This is a genomic window from Agrobacterium pusense (assembly GCF_900102105.1).
Lineage (GTDB): Bacteria > Pseudomonadota > Alphaproteobacteria > Rhizobiales > Rhizobiaceae > Agrobacterium > Agrobacterium pusense.
On record NZ_FNBB01000001.1, the window covers coordinates 249,387 to 262,984 of the forward strand.

A 13,598-nucleotide genomic window follows, 5' to 3' on the forward strand; every position below is an offset into this window, starting at 1 on the left:
GGATCGAATGGTCCTCGGCAGAGCGTCAGGCTCCCGGCTTGAAGCGCCACTTGCGTTCTATCGCATTTTCGAGATCGAGACCGTTGCGATGCGCCAGCAGCAGCACGTGGCCGAGCAGATCGGCGGTTTCGTCAGCCAGATCACGCTTCATCTCCTCTTCGCTTCTGCCCCTGCTGCGCCCCCGCCCCGTCAGCCGGTTCCAGGCCTGCGTCACCTCGCCCACCTCCTCCTGAAGCTTCAGCATGAACCAGTCGGGATCACGGGCGATCCCGTTTTCATCGGCATATTTCTGCGAGGCCGCCTCGAACTGGCGCATCATGGACAGAAGCATTTGTTCATCCTTTGTTCGTGATATCCAACTCTAATCACGATTCTCCGGCAGCGTCGATTCGAAAGCGGACGGCGGATGGAATTTGCGCGACGAGCGTCTGCCGGGCCCCCTTGGCCCGGCGCTGTTTGATTTGCTGCTTAAACAGGCAGGCGCCAATGGCGCGGCCTGACGCCCTTAGGGGTACATGCGGACCTTGGACCAGGCACCGTCTGGCGTGTCGCGGCGGAATTCGATGCGGTCATGCAGGCGGAACTTGCGGTCATGCCAGAATTCGATGCTGACGGGGCGAATGCGGAAACCGGACCAATGGGACGGGCGCGGAATATCGCCGATCGCATATTTGGCGGTATATTCAGCCACCGCCTTTTCCAGCGCGAAACGGCCTTCCAGCGGCCGTGACTGCTTGGATGCCCAGGCGCCGATGCGGCTGCCGCGCGGCCGGGAGGCGTAATAGGCATCCGCCTCCTCGTCGCTCACGATCTCCACCTCGCCGCGCAGGCGCACCTGACGTCGCAGGCTCTTCCAGTGAAAACACATGGCCGCTTTTTTCTGGCCGAGGATCTCCCGGCCCTTCTGGCTTTCGAAATTCGTGTAGAACACGAAGCCGCGGTCATCGACGCCTTTCAGCAGCACCATGCGCACATTCGGCAGGCCATTTTCGTCCACGGTGGCGAGTGCCACCGCGTTCGGATCGTTGATCTCGGAAGCCGTCGCATCCTTCAGCCATTCGGCAAAAAGCGTGAAAGGTTCATTTTCTTCCGTGAAGTCACTGGATGTTAACCCCGTTTCCGACATATTGACTAAAATGCTCCCGAGCTGATTTGGACCCCAGAGATGATCTCTGGTGAAAGATGGTGACCGTCATAGCAAAGTCGAACAGTCGAACAAAGAGCCTCCTTTCGTCGGTAGCGGAAGTTTCCGCCGTCGTGGCGATGCTTGCGGTGCTGAGCGGATGCGTCAGCCTCGATCTGTTCGGCGGCGACAAGGTTGACCGCTCGCTTTCCACTGCCTCCGTGCCGAACCAGCAGAATGGCAGCGCCCAGACCGACGATGTGACCATTCGCAATGCGGTGACATCGGCCGATCTCGCCAAACTTGCCGACCAGCCGCTGCCCTGGGCGAACGCCGCCACCGGCAGCGCCGGCGTCGTGACCGCCATTCACGAAGACAAATCAAGCGGTTTCGTCTGCCGCGATTTCAAGACGACGCGCCACTCCTTCGAAGGGGTGGCAGCTTATTCCGGACAGGCCTGCCTGTCGGAAACCGGCGAATGGTTGATGACCCGCTTCGAGCAGAAATAATCTGTTTACCCTTCCATGGGGAATAGGCGCGGCCCCGGTGCGTCGAACCTGCTCCGTAAAGGAGTGATTAGCAACTTATTGCAACAGTCGACGTTGATTAAACCGAGGGCGTGCAGGCGAATGATCGCGGGCACCCCTTTTCGGAGGGGTTAGCTTCAGGATTGCGCCATGACGGGCGGCAGGCGCCTGAGCCAACGTAACTGGTGTTTCGCATGCGCGATCCATATTCGATCCTCGGCGTAAAACGTGACGCCCGCCACGAGGAAATCAAGGCCGCCTGGCGCACGAAGGCGAAAACCGTTCATCCGGACGCCAATCGCGACGATCCCGATGCCTCGGCGCGATTCGCCGAGATCGGACAGGCCTACGACCTTCTGAAAGACCCGAAAAAGCGCGATCTCTATGATCAGGCCCGCAAGGCTGCAGAAAAAAAGCAGCGCGATCAGACCATCATGCAGCAGCGGGAAGCCGCGCGCGAGGCGGCTGAACGCGCCAGGGCGGCCGAAAAGCTGATGGAAGAACTGGCCCGGGCGGACGCCCGCAACCGGACGCAGACCGGCCAGAAAACCGACGCCAGGACGGAAAGTGCCGAAGACATCGTCGAGCGGATTTTCGGCGCGGAGGCACAGAACGATCCCAAGGTACAGCAGGCGGCGGAAGCGGCAAAGGCTGCCGCAAGCGCCGCAAGAGCCGATGCGCCTGCCGCCGGCGAGGCCGTCCAGTCCGGCGCTGGCGATGACAGGGCGGCGCCCGTCTCGCTTGCCGCCAATCTCTTCAGCGCTCTCGTACGCCGGTTCCGCACGCCGCAACCAGCTCCCGAAAAGGCGCCCGATATCACGGCGGAGGCCATCGTCACGGTCGCCGATCTGCTGGAGCAAAAGTGGATTACCGTATCGCTTGCCGATGAACGAGAGGTTCGCTTCCAGCTGGAAGCCGGCATGACCGACGGACATGTGGTGCGGCTGAAGGGACAGGGGCTGAAGCTTCCGAACATGGCCCGCGGCGATCTCGCCGTGACATTGCTGACCGCGCGCGAGGATGCGTTTTCCCTTCGTGGCTTCGATATCCACACGACGTTGCCGATCTCGCTCAGCGATGCGGTTCTGGGCTGCGAAGCAAAGGTCAAGACGCCGCTTGGCGAGGAAAACATCACCATTCCAGCCTGGTCAGGCTCGGACCGCGCGCTCAGGATTGCCGGCAAGGGTCTTGCCGACGGCAATGGCGGCTCCGGCGATCTCGTCATCGAATTGCGCATCGTCCTGCACGAGAAGCCCGATGAAAAGGTGACGGACCTGATGCGCCACATGCGCGAAGGCCTTTATTTGTGAAAGTTTTGCGAATAACCGGGACAACGCACCCTTTGTTACGTTCCCTAACAGTTGATGATCCTTGGCAATCTTGAACAGGATTGCAGCCTATGCCATAGGCAGGACCGATCAAAAGTACTAGGGAGCATAAAATGGCTCAGGCATCCGGCCTCATGGCTGGCAAACGCGGCCTCATCATGGGTGTCGCCAATAATCGTTCCATCGCTTGGGGCATCGCCAAGGCCTGCGCCGACGCGGGCGCGGAAGTGGCTCTCACCTGGCAGGGCGATGCGCTGAAGAAGCGTGTCGAGCCGCTGGCCCAGGAACTCGGCGCCTTCATGGCCGGTCACTGCGATGTGACCGATCTCGAGACGATCGATGCGGTTTTTGCCAGCCTGGAAAAGCACTGGGGCAAGATCGACTTCGTCGTGCACGCCATTGCCTTTTCCGACAAGGATGAGCTGACCGGCCGTTACCTCGACACCAGCCGCGACAATTTCAACCGCACCATGGACATTTCCGTCTTCTCGCTGGCCGCCGTTGCCAAGCGGGCGGAGCCCGTCATGAATGACGGTGGTTCGATCGTGACGCTCACCTATTACGGCGCCGAAAAGGTGATGCCGAACTACAACGTCATGGGCGTGGCCAAGGCCGCGCTTGAGGCAAGCGTGCGTTACCTCGCCGTCGACCTCGGCAATCGCGGCATCCGCGTCAATGCCGTTTCCGCCGGCCCTATCAAGACGCTCGCTGCTTCCGGCATCGGCGACTTCCGTTACATTCTCAAGTGGAACGAATATAATGCGCCGCTGAAGCGCACCGTTTCGATCGAGGAAGTTGGCAAGTCGGCGCTTTACCTGCTCTCCGACCTTTCGACCGGCGTGACCGGCGAAATCCACCATGTCGATTCCGGTTACCACACCATCGGCATGAAGGCGGTGGATGCGCCTGACATTTCGGTGGTGAAGGACTGACGACAACCGGGAATGCTTGAAACTGGGGTATCGCCTTGCTCGTCTATGTGATCCGGCACGGACAAACGGACTGGAATGCGATACGCCGGCTTCAGGGCCAGAAAGACATTCCGCTCAATGATTTCGGCCGCCAGCAGGCGGTCGGCAATGGTCTGCTTCTCGCCCGCCTCCTGGGGGATCAGGCCGCGGATTTCGATTATGTAGCAAGCCCGCTCGGGCGCACGCGCGAGACAATGGAACTGATGCGCGGCGCGATGGGGCTCGATCCCAAGGCCTATCGCACCGACGACCGCCTCATCGAAGTTTCCTTCGGTGACTGGGAAGGGCAGACGTTGCCCGAGCTCAAGAAGGAATTTCCGGACCGGGTGAAGGCGCGCAAGGCCAACAAGTGGGATTTCATTCCCCCCGGGCAGGACGCCGAAAGCTATGAAATCCTCTCCTGGCGCATCGGCGCATGGCTCTCCTCCGTGGAGCGGCCGACAGTCTGCGTCTGCCATGGCGGCGTCATCCGCTCGATTTTCAGACTTGTTTCAGGCATGGACAAGGATGAGGCGTCGCGGACGCAAATCCCGCAGGACCAGATTTTGAAGGTCGAGATCGACAGGAACAGCGTGGAGTGGATTTCCTAGGGGCTGGCAGCTTTCCCATGATTGGCAGGACGTCGCAGCTTGTTTCTTCTCTCCCCCGGGGAGAGGTGGCCCGAAGGGTGGGATGAGGGGGCAACGTTGCCGGATTTCGGAGAGCTTGCTCCCTTACCCGCTGCCGCGGACTTCTCCCCGTCGAGGAGAAGAAACAGGTGGCACCCGCTCGTTTCACAAAGGGGGTTTTGACTTGGTAGGCGGCTGCTTACTCCACAACCTGCAGATCGTCGACCACACGTTTCCCATCCACTTCCGTGTAGAAGACAACGACCTTCACGCCCGCTTTCAGACCTTCGAAATTGAATTCTTCCGGCACACGATAGGTCTTGCCGTCGTTCAGCGTGATACTTAGACCGTTCGCGTCGATCTTGCTGATCGTGCCTTCCACGTCGACGCTCTGGGCGAAGCCGTTGATCGGCATCAGGAGGTTGGCGGTGGCCAGAAGGGCGGCAATCATCATACGCATCGATCTAGCTTTCGTGGATTTGCGTGAAAACCTTACATGCATGAAGAATTGCCTTTCGAATGTGGCGGAAATTGCCCGCAACCATGACATTTTCGGCCCAATTGATGAACGGATTTCAAATCCTGTTCAAGCCGTTAGTGATTTTTACACCGCATTTTCCGGCAATATTGGAAAACTCGGGTTTAGGGTGGAAAACTCCGGCTCTTTTACAATTTCGTCATCTCAAAAAACCGTCGATCCGGTCGAATCACTTTCCGTCGCCCATGGCGGGACTGTCGTTTTTCGTCCTTTCGCGAGTCGTGGACGGTACGTCACCTTCTTATCGCGTTTGCGATGAAAGAAAGGCTTTTGCCTTGCCCGGATTTTCCACTAAGACAAATCCGCTTGTTTTAAACGGCGCTGTCCACAGGCGCCCCGTTTTCCGGTTTGAGAATTATGTCGCATAACAGTTTCGGTCATCTTTTCCGCGTTACCACCTGGGGAGAAAGCCACGGGCCGGCACTTGGCTGCGTGGTGGATGGTTGCCCGCCCGGCATCCGGTTTACCCTTGCCGAGGTGCAGCACTGGATGGACAAGCGCAAGCCGGGCCAGAGCCGCTTCGTCACCCAGCGGCGCGAGGACGATATCGTCAAGGTCCTTTCCGGCGTCATGCTGGATGAGGACGGCGAGACGATGACGACAACAGGCACGCCGATTTCCATGCTGATCGAAAATACCGACCAGCGCTCCAAGGATTATGGCGAGATCGCCAGGCGATTCCGCCCCGGACATGCGGATTTCACCTATGACCTGAAATATGGCATTCGCGATTATCGCGGCGGCGGTCGCTCTTCCGCGCGCGAGACGGCGGCGCGTGTCGCTGCCGGCGCAATCGCGCGAAAGGTGGTACCCAGCCTCAACGTGCGCGGCGCGCTGGTGCAGATCGGCAAACACAGGATCAACCGCGACAACTGGGATTGGGATCAGGTCGATCAGAACCCGTTCTTCTGCCCTGATGCCGCCATGGTGCCCGTCTGGGAAGAATATCTCGACGGCATCCGCAAGGCCGGTTCGTCCATCGGCGCCGTTGTCGAAGTGATCGCCGAAGGCGTTCCGGCGGGTATCGGCGCACCGATCTACGCCAAGCTTGACCAGGATATTGCCTCCAGCCTGATGTCGATCAACGCCGTCAAGGGCGTGGAAATCGGTGAGGGTTTCGCCTCCGCCGAGCTTTCCGGCGAGGAGAATGCCGATGAAATGCGCATGGGCAATGACGGCAGGCCGATCTTCCTCTCCAATCATGCCGGCGGCATTCTGGGTGGCATTGCGACCGGCGAGCCCGTCATCGCGCGCTTTGCCATCAAGCCGACCTCGTCAATCCTGACCGAGCGCCAGTCGATCGATGCCGATGGCAACAATGTCGACGTGCGCACCAAGGGACGCCACGACCCCTGCGTCGGCATTCGTGCCGTGCCGATCGGCGAAGCGATGGTGGCCTGCACCGTTGCCGACCATTATCTGAGGGATCGCGGCCAGACCGGCCGGTTGAAGTGAGGTATTTCCGCCATGGCCTATGACCAGAAACGCGTTGTCGATGCCATCCGCGCTTTCGAAGCCGGTGAAATCGTTGTCGTGACCGATGATGATGACCGTGAGAACGAGGGCGATCTGATCATTTCAGCGGTCCACTGCACGGCAGAAAAGATGGCTTTCATCGTGCGCCACACGTCAGGCATCGTCTGCGCCCCCATGCCGCGCGAAGAAGCCAAGCGCCTGAACCTCAATGCCATGGTGGCCGAAAATGACAGCGCCCATACCACGGCCTTCACCGTCAGCGTCGATTTCAAGCACGGCACCACAACGGGCATTTCCGCCGATGACCGCACGCTGACGGTGCGCAATCTCGCCAATCCCAATGTCGGAGCCGCCGATTTTACCCGGCCCGGACACATTTTCCCGCTGATTGCCCGTGAGGGCGGCGTCCTGATGCGCTCGGGACATACGGAAGCCGCCGTCGACCTCTGCAAGCTGGCAGGCCTGCCGCCGATCGGTGTCATCTGCGAACTCGTCAATGACGACGGCACCGTGACGCGCGGACCGCAGGTCACTGCCTTTGCGGAGAAACACCAGCTCAAGCAGGTGTCGGTTGCCGATCTCATCGCCTACCGCCAGCGCAAGGAAACGCTGGTGGAGATGGAATCCTCCTTCACCATCGAAACGCCCTTCGGCCCGGCCAGAGCGCAGACCTACTCCCTTCCCTGGGACCGGATGCAGCACATGGCGGTGATTTTCGGCGACATCAGGGACGGTGTCGACATTCCCGTGCGCCTGCACCCGGAAAACGTCGCTGACGACGTGTTCGGCGACCGCCAGCCGGTGCGGCACTACATGCAGAAGATCGCCGAGGAAGGCCGCGGCGTCATCGTCTATCTGCGTGAAGGCTCCGTCGGCGTCGGCCAGGTTGCGGGGCGGCGCAAGGCGCGCGACCCGGACGAGGCACACGCCCAGGCCCGCTCGCGGGAAAACGAATGGCTGGAAATCGGTCTCGGCGCGCAAATCCTCAAAGACCTCGGCATCAGCTCGATCAAGCTGATGACCACGCGCGAACGCCATTATGTCGGTCTCGAAGGATTCGGCATCAAGATTTCCGCGACGGATATCGGGTGAGCCTGGGTTTTGCCTGGTCTCGCCACGCAATTGTGAGGCGAGCGGGTTCCGCCTGCTTCTTCTCGCCGCCGGGGAGAAGTCCGTGGCAGCGGGATGAGGGGGCTAGCTCTCCGTAAATCTCTACCGTTGCCCCCTCATCCGACCCTTTGGGCCACCTTCTCCCCGGCGGGGAGAAGAAATATGCCGCAACGCCGCGCTACAATGGGGTATCACGGATCGGTAACCTTGAGTCCGAGGGCACCTCTCTCGCGATCATCCGTGCGAAAAACTCAGTTTTCCTCCCGCCAGCCTTCCAGATAATTCACGCTCTCGACCCCTGTGAACTTCGCAAGCCGCGACAATTCCGCATCGAGCTTTTCCAGCCGCCCGGCCGAAGCGCGCACGCCGGGCTCGAGCCACAGGCGGCGTACATCCAGAGTGCTGCCTTTGCGCTCCGCCTTCATGTCGATGCGACCGATCAGACGGTCGCCTTCCAGAAGCGGAAAAACATAATAGCCATATTGCCGCTTCGGCTCCGGCACGAAAACCTCGATGCGATAATAAAAGCCGAATAGCCGCTCCGTGCGGTTTCGGTCACGCAGCAAAGGGTCGAAGGGGCTCAGCACGCGAACGCGGGAGGACGGTTCCGGTACGTCCGTCAGGTCGGCAGTAAAATCGGCAAAGGCATAGGACTGGCGGGCAGTATCGCCGTCACTTGCGAGAAGCGAGACCTCGCACAATTCATCGCGATGGTTTTTGACCCAGTCTCTCGCCTCCTGCGGCGTCACAAGATCGAAAAACGCGGCGATTTCGCCGTGGGTGGCGAACCCCAGCCGTTTCAGCGCCTCGCGGCAGGCCCAGTCGACGAATTCGGCGTGCTCCACTTCGGTCTCGTGATGCTCACCGGGAATGACCCGTTCGGCCAGATCATAGACCTTCTGGAAGTTCACACGGCCGGCAATTGCAAGCTTGCCGGTGTGCCAGAGATATTCGAGTGCGGTCTTGGAGGGATGCCAGTTCCACCAGCCACCGGACTGGTGTCCCTCCTCTTTAAGCTCCCGCGCCAGCACCGGCCCGGTTGCGGCGATGCGCTCCAGCGTTTCGCCGAACGCGGCATCGAAGCCCTCACCGTGCCATTTGCGCCAGCGTTCCTGAATGATCGGCTCGCGGCGGCGGAAGCGGTGTTTCCAATAGGGATAAAATTCCGTCGGCAGGATGGAGGCATCATGCGTCCAGTGCTCGAAAAGCGCGCGATCCTTTTCCAGCAGCGTGGTCAGATGGTTGCGCCTGTAGGTCTGGTTGCGGGAGAAAATAATCTGGTGATGGGCGCGCTCCACCGTGCCGATGCTGTCCACCTGCACGAAGCCGAGATCGGTGATGAGCTGCAGCAACCCATCCTTGGAAAGCGCCTTGCCGGGCGGGGAGGAAAGGCCCTGCCGCGCCAGAAAAATCCGCCTTGCTGCTTCGTTCGAAACCTTGATCGTCATGGCCCAGAAGGTATGACGGCTTTTTCGCGAATGCAATGTTCTTTTTTTGTTCCTTGTTTCACTTCTGTTGATGACGGGATATAGAACCGGAAACGAGCGCGAGGATGTAAGTTTGGAAATCCGTTTCGATGCCGCCGGTGTCGTTTTCGAGGGCCGGCAGGTCCTGCAGCCGCTGTCCTTGACGTTGACGGAACGGCGTATCGGCGTAATCGGTCTCAATGGTTCCGGTAAGACCACCTTTGCCCGGCTGATCAACGGGCTGAACAAGCCAAGCGAGGGCAAGGTTTCGGTGAACGGTCTCGACACCGTGAGCGACGTCAGGACCATCCTGCAGATGGTCGGTTTCATCTTCCAAAATCCCCAAAACCAGATCATCCTGCCGATCGTGCGCGACGATGTCGCCTTCGGGCTGAAGCGGCTCGGCCTCGGCAAGGCCGAAACTGAAAATCGGGTGAAGGTCGTTCTGGCCAGACTCGGCATCGCGCAGCTGGAAGACCGGCGCGCGCATGAGCTTTCCGGCGGTGAGCTACAGCTTGCAGCGCTTGCCGCCCTTCTGGTGACCGAACCGCAAATCCTCATTCTCGATGAGCCAACCAACCAGCTTGATCTCAAAAACCGCGCAGTCGTGGAAATAACCATGGCGGCGCTGTCCCAGGCGCTGATTGTCATAACCCACGATCTGCCGTTGCTTCGGGGTTTCGACCGGGTGCTGGTTTTCCATGAGGGTGCGCTTATTGCAGATGCTGCACCTGAAGAGGCGGTGGCGCGCTATCTGGAGGTGGCGTCGCGATGAAATCGCTGCATGTCGAGGGCACCGGCTGGCTATACCGCGTCTCGCCGCGCCTCAAGCTTCTGACGCTCATGGGCTTCAGCATTGCATTGTTCCTCACCCGCGACTTGCTGGTTCTCGCATGCGCGATGGTTCTGGCCGCGCTAGTTCTGGGCGCGACGCGGCTGCCCCTCAAGGACATCGCCCTGCGGCTGCGGCCGGTGATGCTGACGATCTTCCTCGTCGCCGGCTTCAGCTATCTCCTGCTTCCGGCCCACGATGCCAGTGTCAATCTTATGCGGCTGACGGCACTTGCGTTGCTCGCCACCGCGGTCACCATCACCGTCAGCATTTCGCAGTTCATGGACGAAATTACACGTGCTGCCTCCCCGCTGGAAAGGCTGGGGCTGCTCAAGGCCGCCGATATCGGGCTTGCAGTCGGGCTGGTGGTGCGCTTCGTGCCTGAGATCGTCAACCGTTACCATGCGGTGCGCGATGCCCACCGGGCGCGTGGCCTGCCCGTGCGGATGGCGACCATCATCGTGCCCCTCGTCATTATGACGTTGAAGGATGCCGATGCCATTGCCGCCGCCATTGACGCGCGCGGTTTCAGAGGCCAAAGCTGACGGCCAGACAACCATCCGGAGTTTCCGAGCCATGACGACCCGCGACCTTGTGCTGATTTCGCTGTTTTCCGCCATCATCATCGCGCTCGGGCTTTTGCCGCCGATCACGCTCGGTTTCATTCCGGTGCCGATTACCGCGCAGTCGCTCGGCGTCATGCTCGCCGGCGTCGTCCTCGGCGCAAAACGCGGCACGCTCGCGGTTCTGCTGACGATCCTGATTGCCGCCATCGGCCTGCCGGTGCTTTCGGGCGGACGTGGTGGTCTTTCGATCTTCACCACGCCGACAACGGGCTTCCTGATCGGCTGGATCGCAGCCGTTTTCGTCACCGGCACGCTCTCGGAAAAACTCGTCAATCGCAGCCAGTCCGCTCTGGCGCAGGGTGTTGGCTTTTTCGTCGCCAGCCTGATCGGCGGCGTGGTCGTGCTTTATGCTTTCGGCATCACCTACCTGGCGGTGGTCGTCGGTCTCGGTTTTGAAAAGGCTTTCATGGGTTCGCTCGCCTTCATCCCGGGTGATGCGCTGAAGGCCGTGCTGGCAGCCCTTGCCGGCCGCGCCGTCATGGCGGGTTATCCGCTGCTGCCGCAGCGCGCCTGAAAACACTTTCTTCGGGAGGAAAAGAATGGCGACGCGTTTATACGAACATCCGATCTTCCTCGAGCATATCACGCCTTCCGGCCATCCCGAGCGGCCGGACCGCCTGCGGTCGCTGAACATCGCGCTCGAACATCCGAATTTCGAGCGCCTTGATCGCAAAGAAGCGCCTCAGGCCAATGAGGATGCGGTGCTGCTGGCGCATCCGGAAGAGCATCTGCTTGCCGTGATGCGACAGATTCCGGAAGAGGATGGCGAGATCAACCGCATTGAGGCCGACACTTACGTTTCGCAAAAAAGCCTGCAGGCGGCGCTGACCGGCATCGGCGCCGCAATGGCGGCAGTAGACGATGTCTTTACCGGCGCTGCCGACAATGTCTTCGTTGCAGCCCGCCCGCCTGGCCACCATGCCGAGACCGCCAAGGCCATGGGCTTCTGTCTTTTCAACAATGTGGCGATCGCCGCCCGCCACGCGCAGAAGGCGCATGGTGCCGAGCGCGTCGCCATCATCGACTGGGATGTGCACCACGGCAACGGCACGCAGGACATCTTCTGGAACGACACATCCGTGCTGTTCTGTTCCACCCACCAGATGCCGCTTTATCCGTGGAGCGGCGATAAAAACGAAACCGGCGTGAAGAACAACGTCGTCAACGCACCGCTTTCTCCCAACACCGGCAGCGAACATTTCCGCGAGGCATTCAAATCACGCGTTTTGCCGGCGATTGCGGATTTTTCGCCCGATCTCATTCTCATCTCCGCCGGTTTCGACGCGCATCACCGTGATCCGCTGGCGCAGATCAATCTGGTGGGAGAGGATTTCGACTGGGCGACGGGCCGGCTCTTGGAGATGGCGGATAAATACACTTCGAACCGGGTCGTCAGCCTGCTGGAAGGCGGTTATGATCTGGAAGGGCTGGCGGAATCGGCAGCCATGCATATTTTGAGAATGATGAAGGGTTGAACATGACGGAAAATGCCAACACAGCCGATGTCAGCGGTTATTCGTTCGAGAAAGCCGTCGCCGAGCTGGAAAGCATTGTCGCACGTCTGGAACGCGGCGACGTGGCGCTGGACGAATCCATCGCCATTTATGAGCGCGGCGAAGCCCTGAAGAAGCATTGCGAGACGCTGTTGAACGCTGCCGAAAAGCGCATCGAGAAGATTCGTCTCGACCGCGCCGGCAAGCCGCAGGGTGTGGAGCCGCTGGACGGGGAGTGATTGCGTTTAGGGTGAGCGTTCGGACGGGATTCGATAAGGTAGCCACCTCCCGATTTAAACACTCGACGTCATCCTCGGGCTTGTCCCGAGGATCTGCAATGCATTGAGTTTCTTGACGTGTTTAGATCCTCGGGACAAGCCCGAGGATGACGGAGGAGAGGTTTGAGAACTTTCCCCGGCCGTAAGGTGTTCTCACAATGTCGTGTTAACAAGGATCGTTGACGCTGCGTTCGATATCGCGATGCTCCCCTCCCCCTCGGTTATGCTAAACTCCCGCCAGACGATACGAGGAGCTGACCATGTCCTTCTTTCCCGGTAACGATCCCGTCGCGGGCGATGCCTTTGCCTGCGACGCCATCGAGAACCTCATCATCCCCCGCACCAGCGATATTGGCGGCTTTGCGGTGCGGCGCGCGCTACCGACGCGGCAGCGGCGGCTTGTCGGTCCCTTCATCTTTTTCGATCGCATGGGTCCGGCGATACTGAAGGCCGGTGAGGCGCTGGATGTGAAGCCGCATCCGCATATCGGGCTTTCCACCGTCACCTATCTGTTCGACGGCGAAATCAAGCATCGAGACAGTCTCGGCACCGAGCTTGTCATCCGCCCCGGCGACATCAACCTGATGACGGCCGGGCGCGGCATCGTGCATTCGGAACGCACGCCGGAAAACCTGCGCGGCCATCCGCTTTCCATGTCGGGCCTGCAGACATGGCTTGCCCTGCCCGACCATATGGAGGAAATCGACCCGGCCTTTGCCCACACGGCAAAGGAAGAGATGCCGCTGATCGATATCAAGGGCGCGTCGGGTCGTGTAGTGATCGGTGAATTCGAGGGCCTCACCTCCCCCGTTGCGGCCTTCACGGATACGCTTTATGTCGACCTGACGCTGGAGCCGGGGGCAAAGTTTCCCTTTTCCGCCGATCATGAGGAGCGGGCGATCTATATCCTGTCCGGCTCGCTGGATGTGGCGGGCGATATCTTCGCCGCCGACCAGCTGCTCGTCTTCCGGCCGGGTGACGACATCACGCTTCAGGCCGGCAGCAATGGCTGTCACATCATGATCTTTGGCGGGGCAGCGCTGAATGAGCGCCGATACATCTGGTGGAACTTCGTTTCGTCATCAAAAGAACGCATAGAACAGGCCAAACAGGAGTGGAGAACGGGACGCTTCGACATCGTTCCCGGCGACGAAGAAGAGTTTGTCCCTTTGCCGGAAGGTTGAAATTCTATAGAAGTATACGACATGCATGGTTCACCCGG

The 13,598-nt window shown here is 60.1% G+C and carries 17 protein-coding genes; 13 read left to right on the plus strand and 4 right to left on the minus strand.

Annotation, left to right across the window (positions count from 1 at the left end):
• Positions 1–25: 25 nt before the first annotated feature.
• Complete coding sequence (locus tag BLU28_RS01325; protein WP_006699878.1) at positions 26–331, minus strand: pyrophosphohydrolase domain-containing protein; 306 nt, start codon at positions 329–331, stop codon at positions 26–28.
• Positions 332–505: 174 nt separating this feature from the next.
• Complete coding sequence (pdxH, locus tag BLU28_RS01330; RefSeq protein ID WP_006699879.1) at positions 506–1,126, minus strand: pyridoxamine 5'-phosphate oxidase; 621 nt, start codon at positions 1,124–1,126, stop codon at positions 506–508.
• Positions 1,127–1,182: 56 nt separating this feature from the next.
• Between pdxH and BLU28_RS01335 the strand changes: the two genes are divergently transcribed.
• The 4 genes from BLU28_RS01335 to BLU28_RS01350 all read left to right on the plus strand — a co-directional run bounded on the left by BLU28_RS01335 (position 1,183) and on the right by BLU28_RS01350 (position 4,539).
• Entirely contained in the window at positions 1,183–1,632 is a 450-nt protein-coding gene (locus tag BLU28_RS01335) for an RT0821/Lpp0805 family surface protein (protein WP_077986707.1), read from the plus strand.
• A gap of 212 nt (positions 1,633–1,844) precedes the next feature.
• On the plus strand, positions 1,845–2,960 hold the full coding sequence (locus BLU28_RS01340; protein ID WP_077986706.1) for a DnaJ C-terminal domain-containing protein: 1,116 nt from the start codon (positions 1,845–1,847) through the stop codon (positions 2,958–2,960).
• A gap of 131 nt (positions 2,961–3,091) precedes the next feature.
• Positions 3,092–3,910, plus strand: coding sequence for an enoyl-ACP reductase FabI (gene fabI, locus BLU28_RS01345; protein ID WP_004440350.1), 819 nt, complete (start codon positions 3,092–3,094; stop codon positions 3,908–3,910).
• Positions 3,911–3,945: 35 nt separating this feature from the next.
• The gene (locus tag BLU28_RS01350) at positions 3,946–4,539 is read left to right on the plus strand and encodes a histidine phosphatase family protein (protein ID WP_006699881.1); all 594 of its coding nucleotides are present in this window, start codon (positions 3,946–3,948) and stop codon (positions 4,537–4,539) included.
• A 217-nt stretch (positions 4,540–4,756) separates the two neighbouring features.
• On the opposite strand, the gene BLU28_RS01355 is transcribed toward BLU28_RS01350, so the two are convergent.
• The gene (locus tag BLU28_RS01355) at positions 4,757–5,017 is read right to left on the minus strand and encodes a DUF1344 domain-containing protein (RefSeq protein WP_006699882.1); all 261 of its coding nucleotides are present in this window, start codon (positions 5,015–5,017) and stop codon (positions 4,757–4,759) included.
• A 40-nt stretch (positions 5,018–5,057) separates the two neighbouring features.
• Between BLU28_RS01355 and BLU28_RS26240 the strand changes: the two genes are divergently transcribed.
• From BLU28_RS26240 to ribB, 3 genes are all read left to right on the plus strand, one after another.
• Entirely contained in the window at positions 5,058–5,354 is a 297-nt protein-coding gene (locus tag BLU28_RS26240; RefSeq protein WP_168247062.1) for a hypothetical protein, read from the plus strand.
• 98 nt (positions 5,355–5,452) lie between these two features.
• The gene (gene aroC, locus BLU28_RS01360; RefSeq protein WP_004440343.1) at positions 5,453–6,550 is read left to right on the plus strand and encodes a chorismate synthase; all 1,098 of its coding nucleotides are present in this window, start codon (positions 5,453–5,455) and stop codon (positions 6,548–6,550) included.
• Between the two features lie 12 nt (positions 6,551–6,562).
• Positions 6,563–7,663, plus strand: a complete 1,101-nt coding sequence (gene ribB / locus BLU28_RS01365) for a 3,4-dihydroxy-2-butanone-4-phosphate synthase (RefSeq protein WP_004440341.1) — start codon at positions 6,563–6,565, stop codon at positions 7,661–7,663.
• Between the two features lie 269 nt (positions 7,664–7,932).
• On the opposite strand, the gene BLU28_RS01370 is transcribed toward ribB, so the two are convergent.
• Positions 7,933–9,129 carry a winged helix-turn-helix domain-containing protein gene (locus BLU28_RS01370; protein WP_004440339.1) on the minus strand — a complete coding sequence of 399 codons (1,197 nt, stop codon included), beginning with the start codon at positions 9,127–9,129 and terminating at the stop codon, positions 7,933–7,935.
• A 112-nt stretch (positions 9,130–9,241) separates the two neighbouring features.
• Between BLU28_RS01370 and BLU28_RS01375 the strand changes: the two genes are divergently transcribed.
• From BLU28_RS01375 to BLU28_RS01400, 6 genes are all read left to right on the plus strand, one after another.
• Positions 9,242–9,922: an energy-coupling factor ABC transporter ATP-binding protein gene (locus BLU28_RS01375; protein WP_006699883.1), complete on the plus strand. Its 681-nt coding sequence runs from the start codon at positions 9,242–9,244 to the stop codon at positions 9,920–9,922.
• Complete coding sequence (locus BLU28_RS01380; protein ID WP_077986705.1) at positions 9,919–10,524, plus strand: energy-coupling factor transporter transmembrane component T family protein; 606 nt, start codon at positions 9,919–9,921, stop codon at positions 10,522–10,524. Before BLU28_RS01375 ends, BLU28_RS01380 begins: the two co-directional genes overlap by 4 nt.
• A gap of 31 nt (positions 10,525–10,555) precedes the next feature.
• Complete coding sequence (locus BLU28_RS01385) at positions 10,556–11,119, plus strand: biotin transporter BioY (RefSeq protein WP_004440332.1); 564 nt, start codon at positions 10,556–10,558, stop codon at positions 11,117–11,119.
• Between the two features lie 25 nt (positions 11,120–11,144).
• Positions 11,145–12,080: a histone deacetylase family protein gene (locus BLU28_RS01390; RefSeq protein ID WP_006699885.1), complete on the plus strand. Its 936-nt coding sequence runs from the start codon at positions 11,145–11,147 to the stop codon at positions 12,078–12,080.
• Positions 12,081–12,082: 2 nt separating this feature from the next.
• Positions 12,083–12,337 (plus strand): exodeoxyribonuclease VII small subunit, encoded by a 255-nt coding sequence (locus BLU28_RS01395; RefSeq protein WP_003503059.1) that lies wholly within the window; start codon positions 12,083–12,085, stop codon positions 12,335–12,337.
• Positions 12,338–12,636: 299 nt separating this feature from the next.
• Entirely contained in the window at positions 12,637–13,560 is a 924-nt protein-coding gene (locus BLU28_RS01400; RefSeq protein WP_035209401.1) for a pirin family protein, read from the plus strand.
• Positions 13,561–13,598: the final 38 nt, after the last annotated feature.

Coding starts and splice junctions, on each gene's coding strand:
- BLU28_RS01325 (WP_006699878.1), bottom strand. CDS start 331: ATGCTTCTGTCCATGATGCGCCAGTTCGAGGCGGCCTCGCAGAAATAT.
- pdxH (WP_006699879.1), bottom strand. CDS start 1,126: ATGTCGGAAACGGGGTTAACATCCAGTGACTTCACGGAAGAAAATGAA.
- BLU28_RS01335 (WP_077986707.1), top strand. CDS start 1,183: ATGGTGACCGTCATAGCAAAGTCGAACAGTCGAACAAAGAGCCTCCTT.
- BLU28_RS01340 (WP_077986706.1), top strand. CDS start 1,845: ATGCGCGATCCATATTCGATCCTCGGCGTAAAACGTGACGCCCGCCAC.
- fabI (WP_004440350.1), top strand. CDS start 3,092: ATGGCTCAGGCATCCGGCCTCATGGCTGGCAAACGCGGCCTCATCATG.
- BLU28_RS01355 (WP_006699882.1), bottom strand. CDS start 5,017: ATGCGTATGATGATTGCCGCCCTTCTGGCCACCGCCAACCTCCTGATG.
- BLU28_RS26240 (WP_168247062.1), top strand. CDS start 5,058: ATGAAGAATTGCCTTTCGAATGTGGCGGAAATTGCCCGCAACCATGAC.
- aroC (WP_004440343.1), top strand. CDS start 5,453: ATGTCGCATAACAGTTTCGGTCATCTTTTCCGCGTTACCACCTGGGGA.
- ribB (WP_004440341.1), top strand. CDS start 6,563: ATGGCCTATGACCAGAAACGCGTTGTCGATGCCATCCGCGCTTTCGAA.
- BLU28_RS01370 (WP_004440339.1), bottom strand. CDS start 9,129: ATGACGATCAAGGTTTCGAACGAAGCAGCAAGGCGGATTTTTCTGGCG.
- BLU28_RS01380 (WP_077986705.1), top strand. CDS start 9,919: ATGAAATCGCTGCATGTCGAGGGCACCGGCTGGCTATACCGCGTCTCG.
- BLU28_RS01385 (WP_004440332.1), top strand. CDS start 10,556: ATGACGACCCGCGACCTTGTGCTGATTTCGCTGTTTTCCGCCATCATC.
- BLU28_RS01390 (WP_006699885.1), top strand. CDS start 11,145: ATGGCGACGCGTTTATACGAACATCCGATCTTCCTCGAGCATATCACG.
- BLU28_RS01395 (WP_003503059.1), top strand. CDS start 12,083: ATGACGGAAAATGCCAACACAGCCGATGTCAGCGGTTATTCGTTCGAG.
- BLU28_RS01400 (WP_035209401.1), top strand. CDS start 12,637: ATGTCCTTCTTTCCCGGTAACGATCCCGTCGCGGGCGATGCCTTTGCC.